The organism is Rhodococcus sp. CX, from assembly GCF_015865005.1.
GTDB lineage: Bacteria > Actinomycetota > Actinomycetes > Mycobacteriales > Mycobacteriaceae > Rhodococcus.
In genome coordinates this window covers 34,203-40,369 of the sequence record NZ_JADZGH010000231.1, presented here as the reverse complement: position 1 = coordinate 40,369, position 6,167 = coordinate 34,203, and the positions used below count along the sequence as shown (strand labels likewise).

Annotated in this window: 5 protein-coding genes; all 5 read right to left on the bottom strand. The window is 71.7% G+C overall.

Translation table 11 applies throughout. From position 1 onward, the window contains the following. Positions 1-750: hypothetical protein (locus I0Q12_RS25985; protein WP_197256106.1), on the bottom strand; the 750-nt coding region annotated here is incomplete at its 3' end. Positions 751-813: 63 nt separating this feature from the next. Beyond that, complete coding sequence (locus I0Q12_RS25980) at positions 814-1,296, bottom strand: LppA family lipoprotein (protein WP_197256104.1); 483 nt, start codon at positions 1,294-1,296, stop codon at positions 814-816. Beyond that, positions 1,293-2,873, bottom strand: coding sequence for an alpha/beta hydrolase (locus tag I0Q12_RS25975; protein ID WP_197256102.1), 1,581 nt, complete (start codon positions 2,871-2,873; stop codon positions 1,293-1,295). The genes I0Q12_RS25980 and I0Q12_RS25975 overlap by 4 nt, the downstream gene beginning before the upstream one ends. Before the next feature lie 123 nt (positions 2,874-2,996). Continuing rightward, positions 2,997-5,519 (bottom strand): ABC transporter permease, encoded by a 2,523-nt coding sequence (locus I0Q12_RS25970; protein WP_197256100.1) that lies wholly within the window; start codon positions 5,517-5,519, stop codon positions 2,997-2,999. 14 nt (positions 5,520-5,533) lie between these two features. Beyond that, positions 5,534-6,167 (bottom strand): ABC transporter ATP-binding protein (locus I0Q12_RS25965; protein WP_197256098.1); only part of this gene is annotated, 634 nt, incomplete at its 5' end.

Sequence of the window (6,167 nt, the reverse complement as noted above, 5' to 3'; positions counted from 1 at the left end):
CGCGAGCCCGGCTCCGAGGATCGCGAGCAGCACGACCAGCACTCCCACCAGGGCGGCGATCCGGCCTCGGTTGTTGCCTCCCCCGGGCACCGGCGGCGGCGCGTCCTGCCGTGCCGCGACCAATGCCGCACCCGTCGCGCGGTGCCACGGCACCCCGTGCGGGGTCACGAACGGGACCCCGAGCACGGTGGCCAGTTCGCGGGCGGGACCGGCGTCGCCGGGACGCAGATCCAGGAACACCAGGGCCTGCGGGGATCGGCCGGCGCGGGCGACCGCCTCGTCCATCGCGTCCGGCAGCAGGTCGGCGTAGCCGACGAGTTCGTCGCCCTCCGGGGTCACGGCCGCCAGCACGCTGCCGGCGGGGACGTCCACGACCGACACGGTCTCCGCTCCCCCGCTGCGGGTGTGCACGGCCAGCACCGGGGTCTCGGCCAGTTCGGGGGCGTTGGCCAGGTACGCGAGCCGGGTCGCGTCCACGTCGGCCGGGGTCACTTCCACGGTCGCGGCCTCGCGGACGGCGTCGACGACGGCGGGATCGGCGACCAACCCGATGCGGCCGATGGCCAGCCCCGCGCGTTCGGCACGTTCGGTCATGGCGGCGACGGCACCGACCGCCGCGGCGGTCGTGTCGTCGGCGTCGGACGCGGCCCAGCGCTGCGAATCGAACGGGCCGAGCGCCGGTACATCGGCGTCGACGAGTACCGCGCTGATCTCCCCGTCGTCGACCGCGACACCGAGCACCGCACGCATGACATCCCCCTCGCCGGCACGGACTCACCTGGACGGACAACCGAGCGTAACCGACGGCTGCCCTCACCGCGGGTAGCAGCCGACCTCGAGTCCGAGCACCGTCGACACCCCGGCACCGAACGTGACCGCCGAGCCGTCGGAGGCGACCCGTCGTTCGTCGAATCGCCGGGCCAGCCGCGGCACCGCCACCCGCTGATGGAATCCGGCGCGGGCAGCGGCCCGGTCGAACACCGCCACGGCACGGTCCACGTCGTGGGGCACGCTGTGGTCGGACACGAGCAGCGGCAGGTGCGCGACCCAGCCGGTGCTGCCGTCCGTCATCTCGCACCCCGCGTTCAGGCGCGAGTGGTCGGTGCCGAAGACCAATTCCGGAAATTCCGCCGACAGCGCGTCGGCGATCTCGTGGTGCACCCGCAGGTAGTGGTCGACGGCCCCGTCGATGGTGGTCGCGACCGGTTCCGGGACGGCGTGGAATTCCGGATCGGACGCGCATCCGGTGGTCGCCGCGAGCAGCAGCGCCACCGGGAGAAGCCGCCGGGCGCTCATCGCACCGCCTGCCCGGCCAGGCCCGCGACGACCAGTGCGACGTTGTAGGAACTCGTCGTCCCGGGGGTCAGGTAGACGCTGTGCCCGATCGAGCCGCGGTACGCCTCACCGGTCGCGCCGACGCCCGGATCCGACGACAGCCGGGTCAGGCCGTCGAGGAAGCTGGGATCGCCGCCGAACGTACCGACATCGGCGACCGGGTCACGGTCGGCCTCGACGAGGAACGCCGAGCCCGGCGCCAGCCCCAGGTCGTGGATGTCGTCGGTGCCGATACCCGGCGCGCCGAGGAACACCGCGGCATCGGCGGGGGCGCCCTGTGCCAGTGCCATGCCGGTGACGAGCGCACCGTAGGAGTGCCCGATCGCCGTCACGTTCGGATTGTCCTCGCGCGCATCGAGACTCGTCAGGAACCGGGCCAGGCCGGGTGCCGCGCGGGTCGCCGCGAGATCGGACACCGGGCTCTGCTCCGTTATTGCGAGACCCCAACCCCATTGCGGAGCTTGATAATTCAGCCAGGTCACCGCCGCGACCGAACGGTCCGGGCGACCGGACGATTCCAGCCCGCGTTCGGCCTGGGACCGGACCGCCGCGATCTGTTCGTCGTAGCCGGCGAGATTGCCTTGCACCGTCGAGCCGGCGCCCGGGGTGAACACCGCGACGTGGTCGGCGGTGTCGACATCCCCCACCGCGACCGCGGCCATCGCCTCGCGCCCGGACAGGTCGAGCGCCAGCAGCTGCCGGTCGCCGCGCTCGAGCACGTCCGCGACAGCGTCGAGCGCGGCGAGTTTCCTGCGGGTCTGTTCGAGGCCGGCGTCGGCGTTGCTGAACAGGCCCCCGAAGATGTTGCCGTCGAGTTCGGTGGCCAGCCGCTCGGCGACGCGTTCGAGCCGGACGCGCTCGGTCTCGAGCAGTGCGCGATTCGCGCGGTCACGGTCGGCGGCAGGAATCCCTTCGAGCCCGCCGATCTCGCCCGGCCGGGTGGTGAGCAGATGCTCGCGGGCCTGCGCGCCGAGCATGTCCCACCAGCGCATCACCTCGCGCGGATCGGTGCCCGGCCCGGGAACCGGGACGATCGCCGGGCCCTGGGTGTGGATCCTGCCGAACGGTGTCCCGCCGACGTCGAGATCGACCGCGACCTCGGCGAGCGCGGCCGCGGCCTCGCGGTCGAGGGCCGCGGCGGACTCGAGGATCGCGGCGATCTGCGCGCGGATGTCGTCGGCGTCGGCGGAATCGGCGGGCATGACGGTGCCGTCCGGTCCGATCGCCAGCCCGAGCTCCGCTGCCCGGCTCGCGGTTTCGTCGAGCCTGCCGCGCAGCAGCCGGAGCCTCGGCGCGCAGTCCGAGGCGCACCGTCCCACCTTCCGATACGAATCCGCGTGGTCGGCAATGCGTTTACCGGTCCGCGCGATGTTCCCGGCGGCGGTGTCGGAGGCTGCTCCGATCCACACCTCGCCGAAGTCACCGGCCGCGCCGACGTCGACACCGACGTTCTCGATCCGCCCGGCGAACGCCCCGAGTGTGCCGCCGAACTTCTCGAGCGCGTCCGGATTCCATTGCTGCAGTTGCCGGATGTCCATCCGCTCTCACCCCCCGAAGCGCACAGTAGAGGAGGGCAACGACACCCGGCCCGCGACGAGCGTCGCGGGCCGGGTGCCTGTGGATGAATCGTGCGGTTGTGGAAAACCGTCCTTGCCGGACGATTACACGTCGGCGATGGCCTCCAGCGGAGGCGTCTTCGCGGCTCGGGCACCCGGCCACAGCGCGGCCAGGACACCGACGACACCGGATCCGATCAGCATGGCCAGCACCTGGATCCACGGAACGGTGATCTCACCGAGGCCCTGGTCGGCCAGGGTGCGAACGAAGCCCCACCCGAACACCAGGCCGAGCACCAGACCGATCACGGCGCCGAACACGGCAATGAGCAACGACTCGAGGTAGATGGTGCGGCGCACCTGGGCGCGCTGCATGCCGACCGCGCGCAGCATCCCGATCTCCCGTCGCCGTTCCACCACCGACAGCGCCAGGGTGTTGACGATGCCGAGGATCGCGATGACCACCGCCAGGGCCAGCAGCCCGTAGAGGACGGCGAGCAGCGTGTCGATCTGCGCCGCCTGCTGACCCTTGAACTGTTCGCGGTCGAGGACCTGCACCACGACGAACTGCTTGGTCGCGTCCTCGAGCCCGGTGCGGATCGTCTCCGGATCGCTGCCGTCGGCGGTGTTGAGCAGCACCACCATGGGGGCACGCGCGGCGGCCGGGACGAACCGGTCGAGCATCTCCGGCGACAGGACCCACAGCCCGACGACCTGGTTGTCCTCGTAGATGCCGGCGACCGTCGTCTCGACGGTGTCACCGTCCCGGTTGGTCATCGGCACCGTCGACCCCACCTGCAGGCCGTGCTTGTCCGCGGTGTCCGCCGAGACCAGCATCTCGTCGCCCGCGATTCGCTCGGTGCCGGCGGTCATGTCCAGGGACAGGACATTGTCGACCGGGCCGGACATGGCCGCGCCGAACTCGTCGTCGTCGCCGACCTTCGCCTGCACCCCGTACACGCCGACGGCTTCGGTCACCCCGGGAACACCCGCGGCCGCGGCCTCCGCGCCCGCCGGCACGCCCATCATCTGCGGGCCTGTGAGCATGAACTCGGACTTGACGCCGGTGTCGACGAGGGTGTTCACACTGGACTTGGCGGACGCACCGAACACGGCGATGACCGACACCAGCATCAGGCCGAGCGTCAGCGCGAACGCCGTCGCGGCGGTGCGCCGCGGGTTCCGCGCGGCATTGGTGCGTGCCAGGCGGCCGATCGCGCCGAACGGGCGGGCGAACACGGCGCCGAGCGCTCCGACGATCGGCTTCGACAGCGCCGGGGCGGCGAGCAGAACCGCGAGGATCAGCGCGAGGGCGCCGACGCCGACGGTCGCGGCGGCGCCGCCGCCGGTCCCCTGCGCACCGATCACGACGCCGACGACACCGGCGACGGCCGCGACCGCGCCGACGATCGTGCGCAGCCGCAGCGACTCGACGGTGGCCGTCGACTCCTCACGCATGGCAGCGACCGGCGGGACCTTCGTGGCCCGGCGGGCCGGGGCGTACGCGCTGACGACGGTGACGACGACACCGATCAGCAGCGCGATGATCACCGTGCGCGGCGCCAGCTGCAGCGGCCCCGACGGCAGCCCGATGTCCGCGGCGTTGAGGGCGGCGCGCAGCCCGTAGGCCAGGGCGACGCCGGCGGCGATGCCCAGGGCGCTGCCGACCAACCCGACGACGAGGGCCTCGAGGGTCACCGAGCGCCCAACCTGCTGACGGCTGGCGCCGATGGCGCGCAGCAGCGCCAGTTCGCGCAGCCGCTGCGCGACGATCATCGAGAAGGTGTTGTAGATGATGAACGTGCCGACCAGCAGGGCGATCGCGCCGAACGCGAGCAGGAAGTAGTTGAGGAAGCTCAGCGCCTGCTCGACGTCGGACTTGACGTCCTCGGTGACCTCGGCGCCGGTCTGCACCTTCAGATCGGGCAGGGCCGCGGCGACCTCGTCGCGCAGCTCGTCCGGTGACACACTGCCGTCGGAGGCGACGTCGACGTACTGCACGTGACGGCCGTCGGTGAACAGGTCGCGGGCCTGTTGCTCGGTGAACAGCGCGCCCACGTAGCCGCCGGTGTCGGTCTCGATGTCGTAGATGCCGCTCACGGTGACGGGCAGGATGCCGTGCGAGGCGGTGAGCACCTTCGTCGTGTCCCCGACCGCGAGATCGCCGCGGGTGGCGGCGCTCGCGTTCAGGGCGATCTGCCCGGCGGCGACCGGCGGGCCGCCGGCGACGAACGTCTCGGGGTCGCCGAGCGTGCGGTCCGGCGGCAGGTAGGCGGAACCCTCCGCGGGGGCTCCACCGGTCTGGATCGCGGCGCCCTCCGAGTCGAGGACGATGACGCCACCGCTGTACGCGGGCACCACGGTCTTGACGCCCGGAAGGGCCGCGATCACGTCGATGTCCTGGACCGGGACACCGCTGGCGCCCGACTGTTCGGTGCCGACACGCACGTCGACGCCCTTGGCGACGTCGGCGAAGATGCTGTCGAACGTGCGCTGCAGGGTGTCGGTGAACACGAACGACCCGGTGACGAACGCGGTGCCGAGCACCACGGACAGCACCGTCAGCAGCAGCCGCACCTTGTGCGCGGCGATGTTGCGCAAGGCAACTTTGGTGATGGGATTCGACATGTGTGACGTGTCCTCTATTCCGCCGCGTATTCGGCCGCGGACACCGTGGTGGTGGTGTCGAAGCGCTTCATGCGGTCGAGCACGGCGTCGGCGGTCGGATCGCGCAGTTCGTCGACGATGCTGCCGTCGGCGAGGAACACCACGCGGTCCGCGTAGCTCGCCGCGGTGGGGTCGTGGGTGACGATGACGACCGTCTGGCCGAACTCGTCGACGGACGCGCGCAGGATCGACAGGACCTCCCCCGACGACCGCGAGTCCAGGTTGCCGGTCGGCTCGTCACCGAAGATGATGTCGGGCCGGCCGGCGAGAGCGCGGGCGCAGGCCACGCGCTGCTGCTGACCACCGGACAGCTCGCCCGGGCGGTGATCCAGGCGCTCGCCGAGTCCGAGCCGGGACACGACGGTGTCGAGCCAGTCGCGGTCGACCTTGCGGCCGGCGATGTCGAGCGGCAGCGTGATGTTCTCGAGTGCGGTCAGGGTCGGCACCAGGTTGAACGCCTGGAACACGAACCCGATGCGGTCGCGTCGCAGCTGGGTCATCTGCTTGTCGGACAGCGAGGTCAGGTCGGTGTCGCCGATGAGCACCGACCCCGAGGTGGCGCTGTCGAGACCGGCGAGGCAGTGCATGAGCGTCGACTTGCCCGAGCCG

Excerpts from the sequence above, each read along its gene's own strand:
- I0Q12_RS25980 (WP_197256104.1), bottom strand. The coding sequence starts at position 1,296 with ATGAGCGCCCGGCGGCTTCTCCCGGTGGCGCTGCTGCTCGCGGCGACC.
- I0Q12_RS25975 (WP_197256102.1), bottom strand. The coding sequence starts at position 2,873 with ATGGACATCCGGCAACTGCAGCAATGGAATCCGGACGCGCTCGAGAAG.
- I0Q12_RS25970 (WP_197256100.1), bottom strand. The coding sequence starts at position 5,519 with ATGTCGAATCCCATCACCAAAGTTGCCTTGCGCAACATCGCCGCGCAC.